This window comes from Massilia horti (genome assembly GCF_004614195.1).
Taxonomy (GTDB): Bacteria; Pseudomonadota; Gammaproteobacteria; order Burkholderiales; family Burkholderiaceae_D; genus Telluria; species Telluria horti.
Genome location: NZ_SPUM01000090.1, coordinates 13,377 through 39,345 on the forward strand (window position 1 = coordinate 13,377; position 25,969 = coordinate 39,345).

Consider the following 25,969-nt stretch of genomic DNA (forward strand, 5'->3'; position numbering starts at 1 on the left):
TCTCTTGAGCAAGATCACCTGCTCGCCCCAGCAGGTAAGCCAAGATAAAAACGCGTGACAACAACGGACAAAAAACGGAGCGCCCATGATCTTTGCTCACCTGGCCCGTCACTGGCTGGCGCGGCGTCGCCAGTACAGCCTGCCATCCTGGATGCTGTGCATCGTGCGCAGCCTGCGGGTGATGCTGTACTACCGCGACCACCGCGCGCTGTGCCAGCTGGACGTCTACCGCCACTACGTGGCCGCGCCGCCCAACGACGACCTGTTCCATCACCTGAGCCACCGCGACTACCTGGTCAAGGGCTTGAGCGCGCGCCAGCGCGTGCAGTGCGTGCTGGCCCACTACCGCTTCGAGGAAACCACCTTCAACAACGCCTACAAGCAGGCGGTCTACGTGCACCGCAGCCTGCCGCTGTGGCAGCACGCGTGCGAGCATGGCAGCTTCATGCTGCAGCTGGAGATGGCCTCGCGCAGCAATGCGGAAGGCGATCTGACGATTGCCTTCCTGGCCAATGGCAAGTGCCTGCACCGCCTCTCGTTCAGCTGGGTAGAAGGCGCGCTGGCCGGGGTGGCCGCGCCGATGACGATCCTGGTCGCGCGCAACCAGGGGCGCTGGACCGATTCCGGCCATGCGTTCGAGGCCTTCGAGCGGGCCTTCCCCAACAACTCGCCCAGTTTCTTCTGCTTTGCGGCGATCCAGGGCGTGGCCCAGGCGGTCGGCCTGACGCAGGTGGTGGCGGTCAAGTGCACCGCCCATATCGCCTATGACCCGGCCGACGTAAGGCACTTCGCCAACGCCTACGATGGCTTCTGGAAGGTCCTTGGCGGCACCGAGATGGCTGGTCCCGGCTACCTGATCAAGCTGCCGTTCTACCTCAAGCCGCTGGCCGACATGCCGTCCAAGCACCGCAAGCGTGCCGCCCAGCGGCGCGAATACTGGAAGGCGATCGGCGACGGGGCGCGCACGACGCTGCAGCGCCACCTGCTGCACGCGCGCGCCCACGTCGAGCACGCGGCGCCGGTGCGCGAGCCGGCGGAGGCGTGATGCACGGTGCAAGAGCGGTGAACACGTGCGCACTGCCTCGGCGGCCCTGCACACGAAATCCAATATGGCCGCCGGCATCAGTAAATCGTAGGGTGCGCACCCGTGCGCACGCGGTCACGGCATGCGGGCTCGCGGCGAACGCTTCACTACGCAACGTTCGCGAACCCTTGCGCACAGGTGCGCACCCTACGCCGCTTTCAAGCAGGAGGTGACCGTGCACAGCACGTAAGCGCAGTTGATGTAAACGCAGTTGAAGTAAGCGCAGTCCGTTACGGCCCGGTCCGGTTCGTGATACACTGCGCGCTCGCTAGGGGTCCTGGGACTTTTGTTCCGGGTGAGAGATACCCTCCGTACCTGATCTGGATAATGCCAGCGAAGGAAAGCGCAAAAGAAAAACAATTTCTTGTTGTTTGCCCTTCCCCGTTGGCTCCCGGCTTTTTAAAAAGCGGCGCCGCCAGCGGCGCGAAACGAGCAAACATGAAACCAACACTCAAGCATTCCCTCCTCGCCTGCGCCATCATGCAGGCATTCTCGATCGGCGCCCAGGCGCAATCCAGCCTTGACCATGCGGTGCCCGAAGTCGTCATCACCGGCACCAGGCAGCCGGCCACCGGCCGCGCCGGCGTGGGCGGCTTTTCCGACACCTCGATCGTCGACACCCCGGCCTCGGTCAGCGTGATCGACAGCGCGAAGATGCAGGACCTCTCGATCCGCTCGGCCACCGATGCGATGAGCTACGACGCCTCGGTCAGCGATTCCTACAACGCGGTCGGCTATGCCGAGCAGTTCTCGATCCGCGGCTTCGACCTCGATAACAATACCAGCTACCGCAAGGACGGCATCGCGATACCCTCCGACGCCCAGATCCCGCTCGAGAACAAGGAGCGCATCGAGATCCTCAAGGGCCTGTCTGGCCTGCAGGCCGGCGTGACCACCCCGGGCGGCATCGTCAACTTCGTGACCAAGCGCCCGACCGCGACCACCCTGCGCTCGGCCACAGTCGAAGTGCGCGAGCGCGGCACCCTGTACGGCGCGGTGGACCTGGGCGGCAGCTTCGCGGACGAGCGCTTCGGCTACCGCATCAATGCCGCCGCCGAGAAACTGCGCCCCTACGTGCGCGGCGCCAACGGCGAGCGCCAGTTCGTGTCCGGTGCCTTCGACTGGCAGATCAGCCGCGACGCCCTGCTGCAGCTGGACATCGACCACCAGCACAAGTCGCAGCTCACGGCCCCGGGCTTCCAGCTGATCCGCGGCACCGACCTGCCGACCGGCGTCTCGTCCAAGATGTTCCTGCAAGACCAGCCGTGGCAGCGCCCGGTCATGACCGACAGCACCAACCTCGGCCTGCGCTTCGAGTACAAGCTGGCTCAAAACTGGGTCGCGACCGTGAACGCCAACAAGCACTGGTTCAAGCGCGACGACTACACCGCCTTCCCGTACGGCTGCTCAACCGAGGGCGACGGCTACTATCCGGGCTACTGCAGCAACGGCGACTACGATGTCTACGACTACCAGAGCACGGGCGAGCGCAAGACGCCGTGGGGCGCGCAGGCCATGGTGCAGGGCAAGTTCGCGACAGGAGCACTGCGCCACGCGCTGACCCTTGGCAGCGCCTACTACGAGCGCCACGACAGCTTCGGCGACTACGTCTATGACTACGTCGGCACCAGCAACATCTGGAAGCCGGTCGCCGTGCCGCCGGTCGAGTCTGATCGCGTGACGGAGAATGTATTCGAGCGCCGCAGCGACCGCGAACGCGACCTGTTCGCCCAGGACATCATCACCCTGGCGCCGCAGACCACGCTGCATACCGGCGTGCGCTACGTGAACTTCCAGCGCACGCAGTTCTCCGCGCCGGGCGTCGTGGGCACCAGCACCGACGACCACTTCCTGCTGCCGAACGTGGCCCTCGTCTACGGCGTGTCTGGCGACTGGAACGTGTACGGCTCGTTCAGCCACGGCATGGAACTGGGCGGCATCGCGCCGAAGAAAACCTCGAACCAGAACCAGGCGCTCTCGCCGAGCCGCTCGCGCCAGGCCGAAGTGGGCGTGAAAGGCGCGGTCGGCAACGCCCTGACCCTGAGCGCCGCCCTGTTCCAGATCCGCAAGGGCCTGGAGTACATCGACCCGAATCAGACCGTCGTGGTCGACGGCAAGTCGCTGCATCCCTACGTGCGCAATGGCGACGAGACCCACCGCGGCATCGAGATCGCGGCCGAAGGCAAGGCTGCCGCCGGCCTGAATTACGGCCTGTCGCTGCTGGCGCTGCACACCCGCCAGGAAGGCACCGGCGACCCGACGCTCGACGGCAAGCGCGTGACCGACGTCCCGAACTTCAGGTCGACCACGTGGCTAGAGTACGCGGTGCCGGCGGTGGCCGGCCTCAAGGTGAACGCCGACTGGCAGTTCGCGAGCCGCAAGGCGTTCGATGTCGAGAACACCGTTTTCGTCCCCAGCTACAGCACCTTTGGCCTGGGCGCGTCGTACGGGATGAAGGCCGGCGCTACCAGGGTGACGCTGCGGGCGCGCGTGGACAACCTGACCGACAAGTTCTACTGGCGTGACGTGACGCCGGCGCTGGGCGGCTACCTGCTGCCGGGCGCACCGCGCACCTTCCGCCTGTCGGCGCAGTTCGACATCTGACCATCGAGGCCGCCATACGTCAGGTGGGGGGCGTAGGGTGAGCAGGTTCTCCTGCCCACTCCAAAAATCGTCGTCCCCGCGCAGCAGGCGGGGACCCATGCTGAGCGTCACTTCACGCTGCCTATGGGGGAACAGCGCCAGTGGCGCTGTTCCCGCCTATGCGGGGACGACGTGCTAACGTTCGTACGCCGCCTTACTCGTAGGCCTTCGCCATCGCGGCCTGCATCTCCTCCGGCGACACGTCGCGAACATGCGTGGCGATCGACCAGCGGTGGCCAAAAGGATCCTCGACTGTGCCATAGCGGTCACCCCAGAACTCGTCCTGCACCGGCCGCTTGATCGTCGCGCCCGCGGCCACGGCACGGTCAAACACCCCCTCCCCAACCGAGGCAAAGGTGTCCGTATCCGGACACCGATGCCCGCCCCCGGGCGCAAAAACGTCGTCCATCAGCGCCTTTCCCCACTGAAACGCCGCTGGCACGAAGCTTGCAATGAAGGTCCGCAGGATAACCGCCTTCTTCGCAACCATGGACCGCGCCATCAGCATTGACACCCTCCGCCGCCGACTGCACCTGCGCATCGCGACCGGCCTCGTTCTCGTAACCGGCTTATGCGCCGCCGCATGGGGCATCAACCGCGTCGTGCGGCCGAGCATCACGGCCAGCGAGATCGTGGTCGCCGAGGTTCGGCGCGGCGACATCGCCAATACCATCAACGCCAGCGGCGTCGTCATCCCCGTCCACGAGGAAGTCGTATCGACCCCGGTCGCCACCCGGGTCGCGAAGGTCCATGCCAAGCCGGGGCAGCAGGTCACGCAGGGCGAACTGCTGCTGGAACTGGACGACCGCGAGCTGCGGCTGGCGCTCGACTCGCTCAAGGAGCAACTGGCGCAGCAGGAAAACCGGATTGTCGTCCTGACCCAGGAGCTGGAGCAAAAGCACAAGCAGCTCGTGAGCAGCATCGAGCTGCTCGAGATCGACCTGCAATCGGTGCGTGCCAAACATGAGCGCTTCCAGAAGCTGCGCGCCAGCGGCGCCGTATCCGGTGAAGACATGCTCACCGCCGAGCTCAATGTGAAGCGTACCGAGATCCAGCTGCGCCAGCAGCGCGAGCAGGTGGACGACACGCGCCGCGCCACCCGCAGCGCGATCGAGGCGGCCAACCTGCAAAAGGCGATCCTGCAAAAGCAGATCGCGCAGCAGGAACAGCGGCTGGCCCAGGCCCGCGTGACGGCGCCCTTCTCCGGCATGCTGACCTCGTTGATCGAAGAGGAAGGCGCCAGCGTCGCGGTCGGGCAGCAGGTCGCGCGCGTGTCCGAGCTGAACAACTACCGGGTCGAGGCGACGCTGTCCGACTTCCATGCACGCCTGCTGGCGCCCGGCCAGGCGGTGCGCGTCGAACAGAACGGCGAGGTGCTGGCCGGCACCGTGCACACGATCCTGCCCGAAATCCAGAACGGCACCATCAAGCTGCTGGTCGATCTGGCGCAGCCGCACAACCAGCTGCTGCGTAACAAGATGCGGGTCGACGTCAACATCGTCACCGATCGCAAGGCCAACGCGCTGGTCATCACCAGCGGCCTGGCATTCAACGGCCGCGGGCGCCAGCCGGCCTGGCAGGTGCAAGACGGCGTGGCGCGCAAGACCACGCTGGAACTGGGCAGCAGCGACGGCAAGCTGGTCGAAATCGTCGCCGGCGCACAGCCCGGGGAACGCTTCATCGTGTCGGACACCAGTACTTTCAAGGAGCTCGACAGCATTCGCATTTCACAATAACTCACCAGGACCTGAAGGGAAAACCATGATCAGACTGAACAAAGTCAGCAAGACCTACCGCACCGACAAGGTCGAGACCCTGGCCGTCAAAGACATCGACCTGCACGTGAAGCGCGGGGAATTCGTGGCGATGATGGGCCCGAGCGGCTGCGGCAAGAGCACGCTGCTGAACCTGATCGGCCTGCTCGACCGGCCGGGCGCGGGCAGCATCGAAGTGGACGGCGTGCCGATCACCCGTTACCGCGACAAGCAGGTGGCCAAGCTGCGCAACCAAACCTTCGGCTTTATTTTCCAGAGCTTCCACCTGATCCCGGACCTGAGGGTGATCGACAACGTCGAGCTGCCGCTGCTCTACCGCAGCATCTCCGGAACCGAGCGACGCCGCCTTGCCCGCGCGGCGCTGGAGAAAGTGGACCTGGGCGCGCGCCTGGACCACTATCCCAATCAGCTCTCGGGCGGCCAGCAGCAGCGGGTGGCGATCGCGCGCGCCATCGTGGGCGAGCCGCAGGTGCTGCTGGCGGACGAACCGACCGGCAACCTGGACAGCAAAATGGGCGCGGAAGTCATGGACATCCTGCTCAAGCTTAACAGCGAGGGCACGACCGTGGTGATGGTCACCCACGACGAACTCGAAGCACGCCGCGTGAACCGCATCGTGCGCGTGTTCGACGGCCAGCTGGTCGCCTGAGGAGGCAAGCATGTTCAGGAATTATTTACTAACTGCTTACAAGGTCTTCATGCGGCGCAAGCTGTTCACCGCCATTAACCTGCTGTGCATCGTGCTGACCCTGGTGGTGCTGACGGTTGTCGCCGCTCTGCTCGAGACCGCGTTCTACCCCAAGGGCGTCGAGGGCAAGAGCGACCGCTTCCTGCAAGTGTTGATGATAAAGATGGAGGCGAAGGAGGGCCACGGCTACACCAACGGGCCACTCGGCTACAAGCTGATCGAGAAATACTTAAAGCCGATGCAGGGCGTCGAACGAGTCGCTGCCGTCACCATTCCCAGCTCGGTGTCGGTGTACCAGGGCGACCGCGTCAGTGAACTGTTGATGCGACGCGCGGACGCCGATTACTGGAAAGTGCTGGACTTCACCCTGCTGGCCGGCCGGTTGCTGACGGTTGACGACGACCACCTTGGCCGCGCGGTAGTGGTGGTCAACCAGACCACCGCGCGCCAGCTGTTCCCCGGCGGCCCAAGTGCCGCCGTTGGTCAGAAGATCAACGTAAGCGGGCGGATCTTCGAGATCGTGGGAGTGGTCGACGATACGCTGCACCTGAACTCCTTCGCCGATATCTGGGCGCCCATCAGCAGTTCGCCATCGTCGGAATATCGAGATAAGCTGATCGACCAATTCACCGCGCTGATCCTGGCCCATTCGAAGGCCGACCTGCCCCGCATTCGCAGCCAGGTGGAGCAAATCGCCCGGGGCGTGGTGCCGGACGACCCGAAACGGTATAAAACGCCCCGCTTTTGGGCCGACAGCAAGATCGACCTGTTTGCCCGGCTGACCGTCGGCAACGACCAGCAGGCCGACTCGGGAGCCGGCAAGCTGGTGGCAATCATCGTGGCCGCCATGCTGATATTCATGCTTCTGCCCGCCCTGAACATGGTGAACCTGAACACCGGCCGCATCATGGAACGGCGCGCCGAGATCGGCATCCGCAAAGCGTTCGGCGCGACCAGCACCCAACTGGCCGCGCAACTGGTGGTCGAAAACATTTTGCTCTGCCTGGCCGGCGGACTCATCGGACTGGTCGCCAGCGCCGGTGTGCTGGTGTGGCTAGAACACGCCAACCTGATCCCCTACCTGAAAGTGAGCCTTAACCTGGCCGTATTCGGCTATGCCATGTTGATCGCGACCGTGTTCGGTCTGATCTCCGGCGTTCTTCCTGCCTGGAAGATGTCGCGCCTCGATCCTGTCCATGCCCTGAAGGGAGCCGCCTGATGTTCCGCCATTTGCTGAAGCTGACCTGGAAGCGCAAGACCAGGAACCTGATGCTAAGCCTTGAAATACTACTCGCCTTTGCACTGGTGTTCGCGATCGCCGCCTTTGGCGTGCGCTACTACCAGCTATACCGGATGCCGATCGGTTTCAACGGCGACGACGTATGGGCGGTGGGCGTAAGGACAAGCAACGGCGGCAGGGACAACATCGACCAAGCCACCTACGACGCGTTCAAGCGCGGCTTGCAGGAACTGCCGGAAGTCGGCCAGGTCGCGTTCGCGAGTTGGGAGCCCTATTCGATGATGATGAACCGCTCCAGTCCGAAGAACCAGTCGGGGGTCAAAGTGCAAACCGACATGCTCTATGCCGACGACGGGCTGGCGAAGGCCCTTGGGATCAAGGTAATCGAGGGTCGTTGGTTTTCCGCGCTGGACGATGGTTCGGCCGCGTTTCCGGTCGTGGTCAATCGCAGAATGGCGAACGCGATGTTTCCAGGCAAGTCGGCCATCGGCCAGCAATTTACCGATAGCGACCGCGACGGCATCATCACCTACAAGGTGGTCGGAGTGGTCGACGAGTATCGCGACCAGGGCGAATTGGGCACGCCGGGCAATTTCACCTTCATCCGCCACGAGCCGCCGCAGCGTGACGCGCGCACCATTACGCCGCAGCGTGACGCGCGCACCATTATCCTGAAACTCCAGCCGGGAACCGAACGCAGCTTTGAATTCCGGCTGAGCCAGCGGCTCAGGCAGATTCAAGGTAGCTGGAGCTACCAGATCTCCCCGCTCTCGGCCACACGCCAGACGAAGATGAAGACCCAGACCACCCCGCTGATCGTGCTGGGTGTGATCGCCGCGTTCATGCTTGTCATGGTCGCGTTCGGCCTGTTCGGCGCGCTCTGGCAAAACACCACGCAGCGGATTCCGGAATTCGGCCTGCGGCGCGCCGCCGGCGCCAACGCGGGCGACATCTACCGCCAGATCGTCGGCGAGCAGATGCTGCTCAGTACGGTGGCGATCGTGGTCGGCATGCTGCTGCTGGTGCAGTTGCCGCTCACGGGCGCGCTCGGCGCCAGCCTGAACTGGACGGTATTCCTCGGCGCCACCGGCCTGTCGATGTTCGTGATCTATCTGATATCCTTGCTGTGCGCGCTTTATCCGGGCTGGCGCGCCAGCCGCCTCAGCCCGACGGAAGCCCTGCACTACGAATAGCACAAGGAACTCGGCAAACACGATGGAATCAACCCGCCCGCAGCGCATCCTGATCGTCGACGACGACAGCGCAGTCCAGGTCTCGCTGGCCTTGTTGTTGAAGCAGTCCGGTTTCGACGCGCTCTGTTGCGACGGCCCGCAGCAGGCGCTGGCGCAACTGGCGGCCGGCGGCATCGACCTGGTCCTGCAGGACATGAACTTTTCATTGCAGACCAGCGGCGACGAAGGGCTGGAACTGCTGGAGCGGATCAAGGAGCGCCACCCGGCCATGCCGGTGCTCCTGATGACGGCCTGGGGTTCGATTGCGCTGGCGGTGAAAGGCGTCAAGGCCGGCGCCGCCAACTTCTTCACCAAGCCGTGGCACAACAGCCAGCTTGTCGAGCTGATCCGCACCACGCTCGAGCTTGCGGCCTCCTCCTCCAGCCGGCAGTCGCGCCAGGCGCTCGACAGCCAGTATGACTTCAGCGGCATTGTTGGCAACCATCCGGCACTGGTGCGCGTGCTGGCCACGGTCGGCCAAGTAACGCACACGCGCGCACCGGTGCTGATCCTGGGCGAAAGCGGCACCGGCAAGGAATTGATCGCCGACGCCATCCACCGCAACAGCCTGCGCGCGGACCGGCCAGTGGTCAAAATAAACATGGGCGCGATCACGCCCTCGCTGTTCGAGAGTGAAATGTTCGGCCACGTGCGCGGCGCGTTCACCGACGCCAAGACCGACCGCAAGGGCCACTTCGCCAGCGCGCACGGCGGCACGCTGTTCCTCGATGAAATCGGCGAAATGAACCGTGCCGACCAGGTCAAGCTCCTGCGCGTGCTGCAGGACCAGCGCTACCAGCCGGTAGGCGCCAGCCATGCCGAGCAAGCCGACGTGCGCGTGGTCTCGGCCACCAACCGCGAACTGGCGGAACTGGTGGCGGCCGGCGAGTTCCGCGAGGACCTGTTCTACCGCCTGAACCTGATCACGATCCGGCTGCCGCCGCTGCGCGAACGGCGCAGCGACATCCCGCCACTGGCGCGCCATATCGCCAGCACTGTCGCCACCAGCTACGGCTTGGGCGAAGTGGGCCTGGACAGCGCCGCGCTCGAATGGCTGTCCGCCCAGCCATGGCCCGGAAATATCCGCCAGCTGCGGCAAACCGTCGAACGAACGCTGCTATTAGCGGGCAAGGCGCAGTTGACGCAGGCCGATTTTCTCGCCAACGGCGCCGTCGACGAAGGCGCGGCCCACAAGCTGGGCGTGGATGGCATGACGCTTGAACAGGTCGAGCGGCACATGATCGAACGCGCGCTCGGACAGCACGACCGCAACATCTCGCGCGCGGCCAAGGCATTGGGCCTGTCCCGCACCGCGCTCTATCGCCGGCTGGAACGGCATGGCCTGGCGGCCCCCGGCGCCGACACCGCGCCATGAGCCTGCGCACGCGCCTCTCCGCTTACCTGGTGGGTTTGCATACCCTGCTGTTCGTAATGGCCGCGTTGCTATTGATCGAGCAGGCAAGCTTGTTCGTGACCGTTGAATTGCTGCTGATGGCGAGCCTGGCCGGCGGGTTCCATCTGCTCAAGCGGGCGCTCGAACCGCTCGGCTACACACGGCGCTTGCACGACCTGCTGCAGGACCAGCACTATGCGAACCGGCTGGCGCCGCCCGAAGCCGGCGAACTCGATGAACTGGTCGCCTTGTTCAACACCCTGCTCGCCACCTTGCACCGCGAGCGCCTCGAGATCGGCGAGCAGCAAGGCTTCCTGGACCGCCTGCTCGAAGCCACCCCGAGCGCGGTGCTGGTATTCGATTTCGACGGCGGCATCAGCCTCTTCAACGCGAGCGCGGCCGCGCTGCTCGGGCTCGAACAGGCGCGCGGCAAGCCCTTGGCCGCGTGGCTGGACGGCAGCGCCCTGCTCTCAAGTACGCTGGACGACGTGGCGCGAGCGCGCAGCTTAAGTCTCCTCAAGCAGCTCGACACGCTCACAGCGGGCGACGCGCGGCTGCTGACCGATCCGGCCGGCCGGCGCTACCGCGCCCAGCGCGGCCGCTTCTTCGACCGCGGGTTCGCGCGCGACTTCCTGATGGTCGAAGAGCTGACTGCCGAACTGGAAAGCTCGGAACGGGCGGCCTACGAAAAGCTGATCCGCGTGCTGGCCCATGAGGTCAACAACACCGTGGCGGCGACCGCTTCGGTGCTCGACTCGCTGCGGTACTATGCGTCCCAGCTGACAGAGCGCGACGCCACCGACTTCAGTACCGCCATCGTTGCGGTGAGGCGCCGCAACGTCAGCCTGGGCGAATTCATCGAGCGCTTCACACGCGTAGTCAAGATGCCGGCGCCTGAACTGCGGCCTGCAAACCTCAAGGAGGTGGTGGACGGCATCCTGTGGTTAAACCGGGAACAATGCAATGCGCGCGACATCAGGCTGGAATGGGGCCGCTGCGATTCTGTGCCGCCGCAGCCGATCGACATCCAGCTGATGGAGCAGGCGCTGCTTAACATCGTCAAGAATGCGATTGAAGCGATCGACGCACGCAGGGCGCAAGACGCCGGCGCCGCCGGCTTCGTCCGCGCGACGCTGGAAAATGACGGCGGCCGGATCAAGCTCTCGATCATCGACTCGGGCGGCCAGCTCAGCGGCGCCTTGCAACGCCAGCTGTTCACGCCTTTTGTGAGCACTAAGAAAGGCGGCCAGGGCATCGGCCTGATGTTCGTGCGCGAAGTACTGAACCGCCACGACTGCACCTATTCACTGGCGCCCGGCTTTGATGCCGAAACACGTTTCGATATCTGGTTCCCGGCCACTCGCGCCGGGGCGGATGTTACGGCGCGCCGAGAAGGCTCTCCACCTGCCGCACTCGCTGCTGCAAGCTGCCCGTGACCAGCACGAACGGGATGCCCCGTTCGTCCAGCGTCTGCAGCAGCCTGTGGTGCACCGCCTGCCGCACCTCGTCCGAATCGCGCTGCAGCCCGTCCGGCTCCCAGGGCAGGTCCGGCGCCGCCACCAGCGTCCACGCGTAGTCGTGCGCCTGCTCGAACGCAGCGAGCCGCTCCTCCAGCCGGCCCCAGTAAAAGCGGCTGTACACCGCAGTCATCAAGGGCGCGGTGTCGCAGAACAAAAAGCGCCGCGCGCGCAATGCCAGCGCGTCCTCGCGCTCCTGCTGGGTACGCGCGATGAAGAGCTGGTCATGCTCGTGCGGCGTGCGACCGTGCATTTCGACGAACTCGCGCAGGTACTCGGGCACCCACAGCGTACCGTAACGCTTGGCCAGCGCCTCGGCCAGGGTCGACTTGCCCGAAGACTCGGCGCCCAGGATCGCAATGCGCGCAGCCACGTTCAACGCGCCTCCACCAACGCGACATTGCTCCACGCGCGCAGGCCCGCGACCGCCATCACGCAGAACACGGCATACAGGATCGCGGTCAGCATCAGCCCCTTGTAGATGTACAGGCCCACATACAGCACGTCGACCACCAGCCAGGTATGCCAGTTCTCGACCTTTTTACGCGCCAGCAGAAAGGTGCCGAGCAGGCTGCCTGCGGTCAGGAAGCCGTCGATATGCGGCACATCGGTATTGGTGTAAGTCTTCAGGAACGCAGCCAGCAGCACATACCCGGCCAGCCAGGCCAGCGCCGACCATGCCCAGCCTGTGCCGGACAGGCGCGTGACCGCCAGTTGCTCCCCTTGGGCGCCGCGCAGCCACTGGTACCAGCCCCAGGCCGCGGTCGCGATGAACACGCCCTGCAAGCCCGCGTCGCCATACAGCCGGGCATCGAAAAATACTGCCCCGTAGGTCGCCGACGAGATGATCGCGAACAGCCAGGCCCAGTGATTCTGCCGGATGTTGAGCAGCACCGTGACCATGGCCAGGGCAAAGGAAATCAGTTCCAGCGGCGTCGTCGTGAAGCCGGCAAAGACAAGGCTTTCGTTCATGGAAAAAAGGATGGAATAGAAGGCGGCGTACTGCCGGCGAACCGCCGAGTATGCGCCGGGCGGCATGAATTCGCAACATCGACCGCCAAGGAAGCGCGCTTTAAGTTTGCAGAACAGAAAGCGCGAATCCTGGCCATGCACGTGAGGATGGGCGTAGGGGGCGCGGGGCCGCCGAGGACCTGTGCGCACGCGGTCACAGTTTTCAGGCCCGTGGCGAGAGCTCCACCCCGCATCGTTCGCGAACCGCGTGCGCAAAGGTCCTCGGCGGCCCCGCGCCCCCTACGCCTTTTCAGATTTACGTGTGCGAGGAGGCGCCGCGAACCAGTGCCGCGGCGCGCCTCAAGCCCGCTTACTTCTTCGGGAACTTGATGGTCATCTCCTTGAGCAGATTGTCGGCATGATCGACCTCCTGCATCACCCACAGCATGTAGCGGATGTCGACGTGGATCGCGCGCGTGATCGCGCTGTCGAAATACCAGTCCTTGGTGATCGACTCATAGGTCGAATCGAAATTCAGGCCAACCAGCTCGCCGCGCTTGTTCATGACGGCCGACCCCGAATTGCCGCCGGTGGTATCGGCGCTCGACAGGAAGTTAACCGGTACCGTGCCCAGCACCGGATCCTTGTACACGCCGTAGCGCTTTTCATTGACCGCCTGCGTCAGCGCCTGCGGCACGATGAACGGATCCTTGTTGGTCGCCTTCTCCAGGATGCCCTGCACCGTCGAGAACGGCCCCTTGACCAGCCCGTCACGCGGCGAGTACGGCGACACGGTGCCGTAGGTCACACGCAGCGTCGAGTTGGCGTCCGGGTATACCGGCTTGCCTTGCGACTTCTTCCACTCGATCACGGCAGCCATGTACTGCGGGATCACGCGCTCCAGGTTGCCGTCGACTTCCTTGCGCCGCTCTTCCACCGCGCCGGCGACGTCTTGCAAACGAACGGCCAGCTGGATGAATGGATCGTCCGACTTGCGGAAGGCTTCCGGATCCTTGCCGATCCACGCCAGGCGCTTGTCGGTCTCGCCCAGCTGGGTCGACTTGTACAGCGCCGGGATCGCGCCTGGTGCCGGCAGCAGCGCGTCCAGTCCATGCGGCCGGGTCTTCGGATCGAGCTTCGCGTAGCGCTTCAGGGCCGCGGCAAAACGCGCCTCGTCCACGCTCGCCACGAACGATTGCTCCAGGCGCGTCAGGCGCGCCTTGATGAACGAAACGTCGCGCTCCTGGTAGCCGGCTTCGCGCTTTGCGTCCGGCTTGGTGTGTTCCAGCGCCAGCCGGTACAGCGTGCGCGCGTTCTTGAGCAGGTCGCTATGGGTCGCCTCGGACAGCGCGAACTCCTGGCGCGACAGCGTCATGTCGGCCGCGATCGCCGCATCCAGTTCGGCCAGCAGGTTCTTGTTGGCGCCGCCGTTCTGCTTGTACCAGGCGCGGAACTGGGCATCCTGCACGTCCTTGATCGCCGCAATGTCCTTGCGCGCGAAGCCGTCCAGCAGGCCCTGGGTTTTCTTGAGCACGTTGTTCTGGCTCTTGACCACGCTCGCGTAACGCACGTCATACGCTTCATTGCCCATGGTCGCGGCGGCGATCACGGACAGGTCGGCGGTGATCGACGCGACCTTGGCCGGGTAGTCGACATCGCGCGCGAACCGGATTTCGCTGGGGAGCTTGTAGCGGCTGGTACGGCCCGGATAGCCGGCCAGCAGAATCGGATCGCCGTTCTTCAGCCCTTCGCTTGACACCACCAGGAAGTCCTTCGATTTGTATGGCACGTTATCCGGCGACGGATCGGCCGGGCGGCCATCCTTGCCCACGTAGGCGCGCAGGAAGCTGAAGTCGCCGGTCTGGCGCGGCCACTCGTAGTTGTCAATGTCGCCGCCGAAGTTGCCGATGCGGTCCGACGGCGCGTACACCAGGCGCACGTCGCGGATCATCAGCTGCTTGATGCGGTAGTACTCCAGGCCGCGATGGAATGCCGGCACCGTGCAGCGGTACGCCTTGTCGGTCTCGCACTCGGCGATCAGGGCCTTGATGCGGCTTTCGACCTGCTCATGACGCTCCTTGCCCGACAGGTTGGGCGACAGGCCCTTGAGCACGCGGTCGGTCACGTTCTCGACCTTCTCGGTCACGTAGACCAGGGTGTTCGGACCGCCCGGCAGCTCCTGGGCACGGGTCTTGGCCAAAAAGCCGTTGACGATGTAATTGTGCTCCGGGGTCGAGTTGCGCTGGATCGCCGAATAGCCGCAGTGATGGTTGGTGACGATCAGGCCGTCGGGCGAAACGAACGAGGCCGAGCAGCCGCCGAGCGAAACGATCGCGCTCATCGGATGTTTCGACAGATCGGCCAGCTTTTCGGCCGGGATCGTGATGCCAACCCGCTTGAGTTCGGACTTCAGTTGCGGCAGTTGATGCGGTTGCCATTGACCTTCATCGGCAAACGCGGCGGCGGCGGCGCCCAACAGGGCGACCGGCAGGACCATGGATTTAAACAAGATGTACCCCGGATGAAATTGATGCAATCCGAAAGTATAGCCTCCATGCATACGTGATTAAGTTAATTATTGTATCAACCACGGGCGACGCGCACCTCGAGCGCCGATACGCATGTCTTGCCGCGTCCCATACGCACCCGCAACTGCTTTGCGCATTGCCAATATCTCCATACCCATTTTGGCGAAGAATAAAAAATCTTCCTATCAATTTGGAGACGCACATCATGGCATTCGACGTATATCTGCAGATCGACGGCATCAAGGGAGAATCGGCCGACTCTGCGCACCAGGGCTGGATCGAGCTGGTCTCGGCGCAATGGGGCGTCACGCAGCCCAGGAGCGCAACCGTTTCCACTGGCGGTGGGCACACCGCCGAACGTTGCGAGCATCGCGCCCTGTCGCTTTCCAAACTCGCGGACTTGGCCTCGCCGATCCTGATGCAACACTGCTCGATGGGCAAAACCATCCCGAAAGCCAAACTGGAGTTCATGCGGGCCGACGGCCAGGGCAAGCCTGTGAAGTACTACCAGGTGGAACTGGAGAACGTCATGATCGCCAATATGGAACAGCAAGTCAGCCAAGGCAGCATCCTGCACGATAACATCGGCCTCCGGTTCTCGAAGATCAAGTGGACCTATACGCAGCAGAAGATCGGTGGCGGTGCTGGCGGAAGTACAGTCGGTGGCTGGGACCTCGCCGCAAACAAAATCGCGTGACGGAGGACCTGCCATGGCCGAATGGAGATACGAGGACGACGAAAGATGCCCCGATCCTCTGCGCCCGCGCCCGACCCAGGATACACGCGGCTACTTTATGCTGCCGCAGGCCCCGATGGACTCGGGCTACTACACCTACGGCATGCTCTACGGGAAACCAGACCTGGGGGCGTACCAGTATGCACACCCGATCATGATGACCGCCATCCTGCGCGTGGGACTGGAATGGCAGGCCATTGACAGGCGCCGGTTCGGTGTGGGGAACATCAGCTTGCCGGGCGGGCGGAAGCCTGACGACCACAACTCACACAGAAACGGCCTGCAGGTGGACGTGCGGCCCTTACGCAAAGACGGCCGTGAGGAGCCGGTGCGGTGGTTTGAAGCGGAATACGATTTGGAGGCCACAAAGAAGCTGATTGAGCTGTTCCGCACGTTCGCGCCGGTCACCAAAGTTTTCTTCAACGATGCCCGCGTGCCGTTCGTCAGGCCGTATCACGACCACGACCATCATATGCATATTGAATTGAGAGGCTGACATGCGAATGATCACCTGCCTGATGTCATGTGCGGCCGCGGCCACCGCACTCTCGCTTGCATACGCCGCCGACCTCTCCGGTGATCCGTATGGCCTGTGGAAGCCGCTCAAGGGGGCAATCTACAAATTCCATTCCGGAATCGTGGCCGACGCAACCCCGCCCACGGCGAATGACCGCCGATTAACCTTCCTTGTGGACGGTAACATTGCAAAGGAAATTTTCAACTCGATAGGCCCCGATTACCCCGAAACATGCGGCTCTGAGAAGGGGGACCGGGACCGCGTCAAGAAGGGCATTGTTTGCTCCTACACTGCGCAAGACGAGAAGGACAAGGACGGCCCTTACCGATGCTGGATCGGCTTGAATCTCAAGACCGGCGACACGATTGGCACCATTAGCTGTTGAATTCGCAAGCGAGAAACCGTGGGGTCAGAGTCGAATTAATCAGAATTTTTGTTAAATTTCCGAACAATACGACTCTGACCCCATTTGCTTGGCAACGCCGGTGCTGCCCCAGAACTAGGGTCGGAGTCGAATAGCCGGAAAGTTTGGGAAGTTGCCGGAATATTCGACTCTGACCCTATTTTTCAACTGGATGATGGGCGACGTGTCGACGCCCCTGCACCGCCAAGGCGCCGCCAGTTGTCACGGCCGGCTCGGCTGCGCCACACCCCGGCACGAATGAGATTACAATCCCGGGCTGGCTTCCTTACCTGATATTCGAATTACGATGCGACGTACCGTCGAACTCATCGCCGCAGCCGCGCGCCGGCTGTCGATCGATACCTACATGGTCCTGCTGCTGGGGATGGTCGTCCTCGCCAGCTTCCTCCCCGCCGCCGGCACGGTTGCCGTCGGCCTTGGCCATCTGACCACGTTCGCCATCGGCCTGCTGTTCTTCCTGCACGGCGCCAAGCTGTCGCGCCAGGCGCTGCTGTCGGCGCTGACGCACTGGCGCCTGCACGTTCTGGTGTTGGTTATCACCTTCGCACTGTTCCCGCTGCTGGGGCTCGCGCTCAAGCCGCTCGCGCTTGCCCTGCTCACCCCCGACCTGTACCTGGGCATCCTGTTCCTGTGCGTGCTGCCCTCCACCGTGCAGTCGTCGATCGCGTTCACGGCGATGGCGCGCGGGAACGTGGCGGCCGCGGTGTGCAGCGCGTCCGCGTCCAACTTCCTCGGTATTTTCATCACGCCGGTGCTGGTCGGCCTGTTCATCGCGCGCGGCGCGGCTGCCGGCGGTTCATCGCTCGATTCAGTGCTCGCGATCGTCGAGGAGCTGCTGGTGCCCTTCCTCGCCGGCCAGTTTCTGCGCCCCTGGATCGGCGGCTGGGTCGACCGCAATAAGCCGATGCTCAAGTTCGTCGACCAGGGATCGATCCTGCTGGTGGTTTATACCGCGTTCAGCGCGTCGGTGACCGAAGGCCTGTGGCGCCAGCTATCGCTGCCGACCCTGATTGGGCTGTTGGTGTTCGCCTGCGTGTTGCTGGCGCTGGCCCTGGGCCTGTCGGCGCTGGTCAGCCGGCGCCTGGGCTTTTCGAGGGAAGACGAGATCACGATCATTTTCTGCGGCTCGAAAAAGAGCCTGGCGAGCGGCGTACCGATGGCCAAAGTGCTGTTCGCATCGACCTCGCTGGGCATGATCATTTTGCCGCTGATGCTGTTCCACCAGATCCAGCTGATGGTGTGCGCCGTGCTGGCGCAGCGCTGGGCGCGCCGGCCCGAAATCGAAGCCGAGGAAAAGGCAAGCGAAGTCAAAGCGTAGGACGCCGGGGCACTCCCCCCCGCTTCCTGCGCTTACCTGGCCCGCATCTGGTCCGGCGAATCTTCCGCCAGCAGGTCGGCGTGCCAGCCGCCGCCCAGTGCCTGGATCAGCGCCACCGCCGCGAGCTGCCGGCTCGCCTCCAACTGCACCAGCGCGCGCCGCGCGTTCAGGGCCGTCACCTGCGCCGTCACGACGTCGGTGTACACCACCTGGCCCATCTTGTAGCGGTTCTGCAGCTGCGTCTCGACCTTGTCCGCGGCCTCCGTTGCCTTGCGCCGCAATTCGTTCTGCTCGGCCAGGATGCGCGTGGCGGCCAGTTGGTCCTCGACCGCCCCGAATGCGTTCAGCACCGTCTGCCGGTACTGCGCCACGGCTGATTCGTGCTGCGCGTGTGCGACCTTCACGGCGGCGCTGGTGGCCCCGGCATTGAACAAGGTCTGAGCCGCCGTCATCCCCAGCGCCCACACGGCGTTGGATGCCTTGAGCAAATCGGGGACTGCGCTCGTCGTCGAGCCGTACGAGGCGTTAAGGCCAATGTTCGGGAAATAGGCGGCGCGCGCCACGCCGATCTGGTTGTTGGCGGCGGCAACGCGGCGCTCGGCGGCGGCGATGTCGGGCCGGCGCTGGAGCAAGGTCGAAGGCACGCCCGCGGGCACTTCGGGAATCGTGATTCGCACCGGCGCCACCGGCAGCGAGAAGTCCGCAGGCGCTTTGCCGATCAGGATCGCGATCGTGTGCTCGGCCTGCGCGCGCTGGTTCGCCAGCGTCAGGTCGTCGGCCTGGCTGTTGGCCAATTGGGTTTCCGCCTGCAGCACGTCGGACTGCGGCGCGATGCCGGCTTCGTAACGGTTGCGCGTGATCTGCAGCACCCGTTTGTAGCCTTCGATCGTGGTGGCCAGCAGCGCGCGCTGGGCGTCGAACGAGCGCAGCGAAAAGTAGCTACTCGCCAGTGCGCCCTGGGCCGACAGACGTGCCCCTGCCAGGTCGGCGGCGCTGGACTGGACGATGGCATTGGCTCCGGCCACGCCAGCGCGCAGCCGTCCCCAGACATCCGGCTCCCAGCTGCCATCCAGTGACAAGCGATAGCGGTCCCCGAGGTCACCCTCGCCGCGCGCGCCGGACCGGTTGGCGCTGGCATCTAACGCGAGCAGCGGGAACAGCGAGGCGCGCTGCTGCGTCACTTGCGCGCGGGCCTGGTCGTAGGCCGCCACCGCTTGCGCCACATTCTGGTTCGATATGTCGACGCTGGCCATCAGCTCGTCCAGCACCGGGTCGCCGAACAGGCGCCACCACGGGCCGCGTTCGAGCAGATCCGCAGGCGCCGCCGGCACGAAGCCGTGCGCTTCCTTGAACGCGGCAGGCTCGGGAGTGACGGGGCGGTGGTAAGCCGGCGTGACGGAGCAGCCGGTGGCGAGAACGGCGCACAGCAGCACCAGGGAATATCGTAGCGGCGGAACAGGACGCATGGGCATACTCATGTCGATGGCGTTGGGACTTCTTCTTCAAGCGGATGGCGGGCCAGCTCGCGCTCGCCCGGGCTCTTGCGGCGCATCCTGTCGAGCAGGACGTACACCACCGGCGTGGTCAACAGGGTCAGCAACTGGCTGGCCAGCAGGCCGCCGATGATCGAGACACCCAGCGGCTGGCGCAGCTCCGAGCCTTCGCCGAATCCGATCGCCAGCGGCAGCGCGCCGAGCGCTGCGGCCAGCGTGGTCATCAGGATCGGGCGAAAGCGCAGCAGGCAGGCTTCGCGCACTGCCGCCACCGCGCTCCAGCCGTGCGCGCGCTCCAGTTCGAGCGCAAAGTCGATGATCAGGATCGCGTTCTTCTTGACGATGCCGATCAGGAGGAACACGCCGATCAGGGCAATGATCGAGAAGTCCATCCTGAACAGCAGCAGCGCCAGCACCGCGCCCACGCCGGCCGACGGCAGCGTGGTCAGCACCGTGATCGGGTGCACCAGGCTTTCGTACAAAACGCCGAGCACGATGTAGATCACCACCAGCGCCGCCACGATCAGGAGCGGCTGCTGCTGGTTCGATTGCTGAGCCTGAAGCGCCGTCCCCTGGAAGCTGCCGCGTACGTTGTTCGGCATGCCGATTTCGGCCTCGGCGCGCTGTACCGCCGCCTGCCCGTCTGACAGGCTGTAGCCCGGCTGCAGGTTGAACGAGACCGTGGTGGCCAGCTCGCCGTCCTGGTGGCTGACCGAGGCCTTGGTCGAGCGTTCGGAAAAACTGGCGATGGCCGACAACGGCACCAGCGCGTTCGCCGTGCCGGACAGCGCCTGGCCGGTGGACGGGTCGCGCGCGGCGGTCAGGTTGCCCGCCCCGCTTGCGCCTTTCGCCGTGCCGGCCACATATACGTCGCGCAGCGCCTCCGGCGAGCGCGCGTACTGCGGCGCCACGCCCATGATCACGTGGTACTGGTTCAGCTCCGTATAGATGTTGGCCACCTGGCGCTGGCCGAACGCGTTGTACAGCGCGTTATCGACGTCGCGCGCGCTCACGCCCAGGCGCGCGGCGCTGTCCTGGTCGACGTTGACATAGGTTTCCACGCCGTTTTCGGCCTGGTCGGTGTCCACGTCGATCAATTCCGGCTGGTGCTTCATCGCGTCCGCCAGCCTCATCGCCCAGCGCTTGAGGGCCGCGGTGTTGTCGCTCTTGAGCGTGTACTGGTAGGTCGAGTTGGAACTGCGTCCGCCGCCACGCAGGTCCTGCACCGGGTTGAGGAACAGCGACACCCCGGTCACGCGCGCCAGCTGCGGGCGCAGGCGCGCGATCACGGCCTGGCCGCCGTCCTTGCGCTGGCCGGCCGGCTTGAGGTTCACGAACAAAAAGCCGCCGCCGGCGCGCGAGCCGCCGGTGAAGCCGACCACCGTGTCGACCGCCGGGTCGCGCTTGATGATGTCCACCAGCTGGCGCAGCTTGTCCTGCATTGCCTGGAACGAGATGCTCTGGTCGGCGCGCAGGCCGCCATTGATCTGCCCTGTGTCCTGCTGCGGAAAGAAGCCCTTCGGCGCCGCCACGTACAGGTACACGTTAAGAACGACCACGAACAGCAGGATCAGCATCACCAACAGCTTGCTGTCCAATGCCCAGTCGAGCGAGCGCTCGTACACCCGCAGCACACGCGCGAAGCCGCGCTCGGCAAGACGCGCGAGCAGCCCCGGCTGGCGTTCGATCTGTCCGCGGCGCAGCAGCAGCGCGCACAGCATCGGCGTGGTGGTCAGCGAGATCACCAGCGAGATGAGCACCGCGCTGGACAAGGTCACCGCGAACTCGCGGAACAGCCGCCCGACCTGCCCGCCCATGAACAGCAGCGGAATGAACACCGCCACCAGCGACAGGCTGATCGAGAGCACCGTAAAGCCGACTTCGCGCGCGCCCAGGAGCGCCGCCTGCATCCGGTCCATGCCGCGCTCGACGTGGCGACTGGTGTTTTCCAATACGACGATCGCATCGTCGACCACGAAGCCGGTGGCCACCGTCAGCGCCATCAGCGACAGGTTGTTGAGCGAAAAACCGAGCATGTACATTACACCGAACGTACCCAGCAGCGACACCACGGTGGCCACCGCCGGTACGATGGTGGCGCGCACGCTGCGCAAGAAGACGCTGACCACCAGCACCACCAGCAGGATCGAGATCATCAGCGTCAGTTCGATTTCGCGCAGCGAGGCGCGGATCGAGTTGGTGCGGTCGGAGGCGACCTGCAGTTTCACGTCCGAAGGCAGCTGCGCCTGCAGCGTCGGCAGCAGCGCGCGCACGCCGTCCACGGTCTGGATCACGTTCGCGCCCGGCTGCGTCGTGACCAGCACGATCACCGCCGGCTCGCCGTTGAACAGGCCCAGCGTGTGGATGTCTTCCACGCCGTCGCTGACCTCGGCCACGTCGCGCAGCCGGATCGCCGCGTTGTCGCGCCACGCCACCACCAGGTCGCGGTAGTCAGCCGCGGTGCGCCCGCCGCCTGCCGTGTTGGCCTGCGAGTAGATCTGCAGCCGCTTGCCGTTGCCCTCGATCGCGCCCTTGGGCCGGTTGGCGTTGGTGGCCTGGATCGCGGCCCGCACGTCTTCGGCCGCGACGCCGTAGCGGCTCAGCTGGTAGGGATTCAGGTCGACCCGCACCGCCGGCAGCGAGCCGCCGCCCAGTTCGACGTCGCCCACGCCCTGCACCTGCGCCAGCTTCTGCTGCACCAGGTTGGACACCTGGTCGTAGATCTGGCCCGGGCTGCGCGTCTTCGAGGTCAGCGCCAGGATCATCACCGGCGCGTCGGACGGGTTGACCTTGCGGTAGGTCGGGTTGCTGCGCAGGGTGGCCGGCAGGTCGGCGCGCGAGGCGTTGATCGCCGCCTGCACTTCGCGCGCGGCCGAGTCGATCTTGCGGTTCAGGTCGAACTGCAGGTTGATGCGCGACGAGCCGTTGCCGCTGTTCGAGGTCATCTCGTTGACGCCCGCGATCACGCCCAGCCGGCGCTCGAGCGGCGTGGCCACCGAGCTGGCCATCGTTTCCGGGCTCGCGCCCGGCAGGCTGGCCGATACCGAGATCACCGGAAAGTCGACCTGTGGCAGCGGCGCGACCGGCAGCACGAAGAACGCGGCGATGCCGGCCAGCGCCAGCCCGAGCGTGAGCAGCACGGTCGCGATCGGGCGGCGCACGAACGGCGCGGACAAATTCATGCGTCGACCTCGCGCTCGCCCCGCTGGGCTTGGGGCCGGCGGCCCCAGCGCCGCGCCAGGCGGTCAAAGCCGAGATAGATCACCGGCGTCGTGAACAGGGTCAGCAACTGGCTGACCACCAGCCCGCCGAAGATGGCCAGGCCGAGCGGCCGGCGCAGCTCTGCCCCTTGGCCCCAGCCGAACATCAGCGGCAGCGCCGCGAACAGCGCGGCCAGGGTGGTCATCAGGATCGGGCGAAAACGCAGCAACGCGGCCTGGTGGATCGCCTGGCGCGGACTCTTGCCGTCGACCCGTTCGGCCTCGATCGCGAAGTCGATCATCATGATCGCGTTCTTCTTGACGATGCCGATCAACAGGATGATGCCGATGATGCCGATCACGCCCAGCCCCTGGCCGGTGACCATGAGCGCCAGCAGCGCGCCCACTCCCGCCGATGGCAGCGTCGAGAGAATCGTCAGCGGATGGATATAGCTCTCGTACAGCACGCCGAGCACGATGTACACGCAGACCACCGCGGCCAGGATCAGCCACAGCTGGTTGGAGAGCGATGCCTGGTAGGCGCCCGCCGCGCCGAGGAAGGTCATGCTCACCGCGGGCGACAGCTTGATGTCGTCGGCGGCGTGCCGGATCGCTTCGACCGCCGTGCCGAGCTTGACGCCGGGCGCGGTGTCGAAGCCGATCGTGGTCGCGGGGTACTGCGCCACGTGGGTGAGCTGCAGCGGCGCCGCCTGCTCGGTGATGGTGGCGATCGCCGACAGCGGCGTCGGGCGTCCGGAGCCGGTGCGGATCGGCAGGTTGGCCAGGTTGGCGAGCGACATTTGCTCGTCCTGCTGCGCTTCCAGGATCACGCGGTACTGGTTGGTCTCCGTGAAGATGGTCGAGACGATGCGCTGGCCGTAGGCGCTGTAGAGCGCGTCGTCGATCGAGGCGGCGGTGACCGACAGCCGCGCCGCGCTGTCGCGGTCGATGGTGACGTAGGCGGCAGCTCCAGTGGCGCCGGCGTCGGTGACCACGTTGCGCAGTTCCGGCTGCGCCTGCATGCGCTGCGCCAGCCGCTGCGCCCAGTCGTTGACGGTGGCGGTGTCGGCGCCCTCGATCGCCAGCCGGTATTGGGTCGGTCCGGTTTCGGCGTCGATGGTCAGGTCCTGGGTCGGCTGCAGGTACAGGGTCAGTCCCGCGACTTCGTCGACGCGGCGCTTCAGGCGCTCCATGAGCTTGTCCTGGTTGCCGTGGCTGTCCTTCAAGTTGATCAGCATGGTGCCGGTGTGGAGCATGGTGTTGTTGGCCGCATCCACCCCAACCACCGAACTGAGCGACTTGACGTCCGGGTCGCGCAGGATTTCGCGCGCGGCCATCTGCTGCATTTCGGCCATGCGCTGGAACGAAATCGCGGAGCGCGCCTCGACCCGGGCCTGCAGCTGGCCGGTGTCCTGGGTCGGGAATAGGCCCTTGGGGATGAACAGGTACAGCAGCACGGTCAGCACCAGCGTGGCGAGCGCCACCAGCAGCGTCATGCCCTGGCGCTCCAGCACCCAGGTCAGCGCGTAGTCGTAGCGCCGGATCACGCGGTCGAACCACATCTGGGTGCGGCGCGCGAACGCGTTCGGCTGTTCCTCGGCATGGCTGCGCAGCCAGCGCGCCGACATCATCGGCACCAGGGTCAGCGACACCACCGCCGAAATCAGGATCGTGATCGCCAGCGTCACCGCGAACTCGCGGAACAGGCGGCCGACCACGTCGCCCATGAACAGCAGCGGAATGAGCACCGCGACCAGCGACACCGTCAGCGAGATGATGGTGAAGCCGATCTGGGTCGCGCCCTTGAGTGCCGCCGCCATCGGCTTTTCGCCTTCCTCGATGTAGCGCGCGATGTTCTCGATCATGACGATCGCGTCGTCGACCACGAAGCCGGTCGCGATTGTCAGCGCCATCAGCGACAGGTTGTTCAGGCTGTAGCCGAGCAGGTACATGGCGCCGAAGGTGCCGATCAGCGAAATCGGCACCGCCAGGCTGGCGATCACCGTTGCGCGCAGGCTGTGCAAAAAGGCGAAGATCACCAGCACCACCAGCACCACTGCCAGCACCAGCTCGATCTGCACGTGCTCGACCGAGGCGCGGATGCCGGCGGTGCGGTCGGTCAGCACGTCCACCCGCAGCGCCGACGGCAGGCCTGCCTGCAATTCGGGCAGGCGGGCCTTGATCGCGTCCACGGTCGCGATCACATTCGCGCCCGGCTGGCGCTGCACGTTCAGGATGATCGCGGGCTTCAGGTTGGCCCAGGCGCCCAGGCGAACGTTCTCGGCGCTGTCGACCACCCGCGCCACGTTCTCCAGCCGCACCGGGGCGCCGTTGCGGTAGGCGACGATCAGGTTCTTGTAATCGGGGACAGCGACCAGCTGGTCGTTGGCGTTGATCGAATAGGAACGCTGCGCGCCGTCGAAGCTGCCCTTGGCGCTGTTGGCGTTGGCTGCCGTGATCGCGCTCCTCAAGGTATCGAGCCCGAGGCCGTAGGACGCCAGCGCGTCGGCATTGGCCTGGATCCGCACCGCGGGGCGCTGGCCGCCGGACAGCGTGACCAGGCCCACGCCCGACACCTGGCTGATCTTCAGCGCGAGCCGGGTGTTGACCAGGTTCTGCACCTCGGTCAGCGGCAGCGTGTCGGAAGTGATCGCAAGCGTGAGCACCGGCGCGTCGGCCGGGTTGACCTTGGCGTAGACCGGCGGCGCCGGCAGGTCGGTGGGCAGCAGCGTGCCGCCGGCGTTGATGGCGGCCTGCACCTCCTGTTCGGCGACGTCGAGCGTTTGGCCGAGCGTGAACTGCAGCGTGATCACGGACACGCCGGCGGCGCTCGTCGAACTCATGCGCGCCAGGCCCGACATCTGGCCGAACTGGCGCTCCAGTGGCGCGGTCACGGTGCGCCCCATCACCTCGGGGCTGGCGCCGGGGTACAGCGTCTGCACCTGGATGGTCGGGAAATCGACCTGCGGCAGTGCCGACAGCGGCAGGAACTTGTAGCCGACCAGGCCGGCGAGCACGATCGCCAGCATCAGCAGCGAGGTCGCAACCGGGCGGCGGATGAACGGTCCGGATGGGCTCATGGCGTCACCCGGCGGATCGCTCGCTCATTCACACTCATTGCGCGGCCTCCGGCTGGCGGCGGCGGTGTCCTTCCTGGCCTCCCTGCCCTCGTTGCGCTCCTTGCGCCCCCTGCCCGTCCGCGCCGCCGCGCCCGGCGCCACCGCGCCAGC

The 25,969-nt window shown here is 65.3% G+C and carries 18 protein-coding genes, 1 pseudogene and 1 riboswitch; of the genes and pseudogenes, 12 read left to right on the top strand and 7 right to left on the bottom strand.

Annotated features, from left to right (window positions below):
- Positions 1–85: 85 nt before the first annotated feature.
- Both E4O92_RS13495 and E4O92_RS13500 read left to right on the top strand, forming a co-directional pair.
- Entirely contained in the window at positions 86–1,045 is a 960-nt protein-coding gene (locus E4O92_RS13495; RefSeq protein ID WP_135190273.1) for a DUF535 family protein, read from the top strand.
- Between the two features lie 299 nt (positions 1,046–1,344).
- Positions 1,345–1,443: riboswitch (TPP riboswitch) on the top strand.
- 79 nt (positions 1,444–1,522) lie between these two features.
- A complete protein-coding gene (locus E4O92_RS13500; protein WP_135190274.1) occupies positions 1,523–3,688 on the top strand; it encodes a TonB-dependent siderophore receptor in 2,166 nt (721 codons plus the stop codon).
- 193 nt (positions 3,689–3,881) lie between these two features.
- Here E4O92_RS13500 and E4O92_RS13505 read toward each other — a convergent pair.
- Positions 3,882–4,052 (bottom strand): annotated as a pseudogene (locus tag E4O92_RS13505) (VOC family protein); the annotation flags it as partial.
- A 163-nt stretch (positions 4,053–4,215) separates the two neighbouring features.
- On the opposite strand from E4O92_RS13505, the gene E4O92_RS13510 reads away from it, so the two are divergent.
- The 6 genes from E4O92_RS13510 to E4O92_RS13535 are packed head-to-tail and all read left to right on the top strand — an operon-like array spanning position 4,216 to position 11,491.
- Complete coding sequence (locus E4O92_RS13510) at positions 4,216–5,463, top strand: efflux RND transporter periplasmic adaptor subunit (RefSeq protein ID WP_135190275.1); 1,248 nt, start codon at positions 4,216–4,218, stop codon at positions 5,461–5,463.
- A 25-nt stretch (positions 5,464–5,488) separates the two neighbouring features.
- Complete coding sequence (locus tag E4O92_RS13515; RefSeq protein ID WP_135190276.1) at positions 5,489–6,151, top strand: ABC transporter ATP-binding protein; 663 nt, start codon at positions 5,489–5,491, stop codon at positions 6,149–6,151.
- Between the two features lie 10 nt (positions 6,152–6,161).
- Complete coding sequence (locus E4O92_RS13520; RefSeq protein WP_135190277.1) at positions 6,162–7,409, top strand: ABC transporter permease; 1,248 nt, start codon at positions 6,162–6,164, stop codon at positions 7,407–7,409.
- Positions 7,409–8,623, top strand: coding sequence for an ABC transporter permease (locus tag E4O92_RS13525; RefSeq protein ID WP_135190278.1), 1,215 nt, complete (start codon positions 7,409–7,411; stop codon positions 8,621–8,623). Before E4O92_RS13520 ends, E4O92_RS13525 begins: the two co-directional genes overlap by 1 nt.
- Positions 8,624–8,645: 22 nt before the next feature.
- On the top strand, positions 8,646–10,037 hold the full coding sequence (locus E4O92_RS13530; protein WP_135190279.1) for a sigma-54-dependent transcriptional regulator: 1,392 nt from the start codon (positions 8,646–8,648) through the stop codon (positions 10,035–10,037).
- Positions 10,034–11,491 carry a sensor histidine kinase gene (locus E4O92_RS13535; protein ID WP_135190280.1) on the top strand — a complete coding sequence of 486 codons (1,458 nt, stop codon included), beginning with the start codon at positions 10,034–10,036 and terminating at the stop codon, positions 11,489–11,491. The genes E4O92_RS13530 and E4O92_RS13535 overlap by 4 nt, the downstream gene beginning before the upstream one ends.
- Here E4O92_RS13535 and E4O92_RS13540 read toward each other — a convergent pair.
- The 3 genes from E4O92_RS13540 to E4O92_RS13550 all read right to left on the bottom strand — a co-directional run bounded on the left by E4O92_RS13540 (position 11,433) and on the right by E4O92_RS13550 (position 15,032).
- Positions 11,433–11,945 carry an AAA family ATPase gene (locus E4O92_RS13540; RefSeq protein WP_307721747.1) on the bottom strand — a complete coding sequence of 171 codons (513 nt, stop codon included), beginning with the start codon at positions 11,943–11,945 and terminating at the stop codon, positions 11,433–11,435. The two genes, E4O92_RS13535 and E4O92_RS13540, sit on opposite strands and share 59 nt — an antisense overlap.
- A gap of 2 nt (positions 11,946–11,947) precedes the next feature.
- The gene (pnuC, locus tag E4O92_RS13545) at positions 11,948–12,544 is read right to left on the bottom strand and encodes a nicotinamide riboside transporter PnuC (RefSeq protein ID WP_135190282.1); all 597 of its coding nucleotides are present in this window, start codon (positions 12,542–12,544) and stop codon (positions 11,948–11,950) included.
- Between the two features lie 349 nt (positions 12,545–12,893).
- Complete coding sequence (locus E4O92_RS13550; RefSeq protein ID WP_370660009.1) at positions 12,894–15,032, bottom strand: S46 family peptidase; 2,139 nt, start codon at positions 15,030–15,032, stop codon at positions 12,894–12,896.
- Positions 15,033–15,256: 224 nt separating this feature from the next.
- On the opposite strand from E4O92_RS13550, the gene E4O92_RS13555 reads away from it, so the two are divergent.
- From E4O92_RS13555 to E4O92_RS13570, 4 genes are all read left to right on the top strand, one after another.
- The gene (locus E4O92_RS13555; RefSeq protein WP_135190283.1) at positions 15,257–15,748 is read left to right on the top strand and encodes an Hcp family type VI secretion system effector; all 492 of its coding nucleotides are present in this window, start codon (positions 15,257–15,259) and stop codon (positions 15,746–15,748) included.
- Between the two features lie 13 nt (positions 15,749–15,761).
- Entirely contained in the window at positions 15,762–16,283 is a 522-nt protein-coding gene (locus tag E4O92_RS13560; RefSeq protein WP_135190284.1) for a penicillin-insensitive murein endopeptidase, read from the top strand.
- Between the two features lies 1 nt (position 16,284).
- The gene (locus E4O92_RS13565) at positions 16,285–16,689 is read left to right on the top strand and encodes a hypothetical protein (protein ID WP_229483344.1); all 405 of its coding nucleotides are present in this window, start codon (positions 16,285–16,287) and stop codon (positions 16,687–16,689) included.
- Between the two features lie 325 nt (positions 16,690–17,014).
- Entirely contained in the window at positions 17,015–18,046 is a 1,032-nt protein-coding gene (locus E4O92_RS13570) for a bile acid:sodium symporter family protein (protein ID WP_135190285.1), read from the top strand.
- Positions 18,047–18,078: 32 nt separating this feature from the next.
- On the opposite strand, the gene E4O92_RS13575 is transcribed toward E4O92_RS13570, so the two are convergent.
- From E4O92_RS13575 to E4O92_RS13585, 3 genes are read right to left on the bottom strand one after another with little or no spacing between them, the layout of a single operon-like run.
- Positions 18,079–19,512, bottom strand: coding sequence for an efflux transporter outer membrane subunit (locus E4O92_RS13575; RefSeq protein WP_135190286.1), 1,434 nt, complete (start codon positions 19,510–19,512; stop codon positions 18,079–18,081).
- 8 nt (positions 19,513–19,520) lie between these two features.
- Positions 19,521–22,721, bottom strand: a complete 3,201-nt coding sequence (locus E4O92_RS13580) for an efflux RND transporter permease subunit (RefSeq protein WP_135190287.1) — start codon at positions 22,719–22,721, stop codon at positions 19,521–19,523.
- Positions 22,718–25,819 carry an efflux RND transporter permease subunit gene (locus E4O92_RS13585; RefSeq protein WP_135190288.1) on the bottom strand — a complete coding sequence of 1,034 codons (3,102 nt, stop codon included), beginning with the start codon at positions 25,817–25,819 and terminating at the stop codon, positions 22,718–22,720. The genes E4O92_RS13580 and E4O92_RS13585 overlap by 4 nt, the downstream gene beginning before the upstream one ends.
- Positions 25,820–25,969: the final 150 nt, after the last annotated feature.